This window comes from Streptomyces lancefieldiae, assembly GCF_031845825.1.
Taxonomy (GTDB): Bacteria; Actinomycetota; Actinomycetes; order Streptomycetales; family Streptomycetaceae; genus Streptomyces; species Streptomyces lancefieldiae.
This window is the reverse complement of the sequence record NZ_JAVRFH010000325.1, coordinates 1-452: the sequence shown is the minus strand read 5'-3', so window position 1 is coordinate 452 and position 452 is coordinate 1. Positions and strand designations below refer to the sequence as shown.

Annotated in this window: 1 pseudogene; it reads left to right on the top strand. The window is 72.1% G+C overall.

Features of this window, described 5'->3' with window-relative positions:
* Positions 1-230 precede the first annotated feature (230 nt).
* Positions 231-452: pseudogene (locus tag RM812_RS42350) on the top strand (FUSC family protein); the annotation flags it as partial.

The following is a 452-nucleotide window of genomic DNA, read 5'->3' as shown; positions in this document are numbered from 1 at the left end:
CATCCTGAACTGCTCCTTCAAGGAGATGGGTATAGGGAAGGTGGACTCCGGGGGCGGCCCGGTGTGGACGCAGAAGTTCGGGGCGCGCTGAGCGGCACGCGGTGATCTTTCACCTGGTGGAAACGCGGCGGAAGCACCGCCTCCACCTCGCCGGTCCAGACTGACATCAGCGCCCGGGCCGACGGTGTCCTCCGGCGGATCGCCCCTCCTCTGTGGACCGGAGCCCGGTGGTGTCACCTCTCTTCCCTCTCGCCGTCCGGCCGTTGCCGCCCTGGCTCGGCCATGTACTGCGTACGCAGCGCGGACCCGTCCGTGGCGGGGCGGTGCTGCGCGGGGCGCTCGCCATGGTCCCGCTGCTCGTCGCGGTGCTCGCCGACCGGCCGACGGCGGGTGTTCCGGCGGCGCTGGGGGCGATGTTCGCCGGGATCAACGACCGGCCGGGCGGCGAGCAC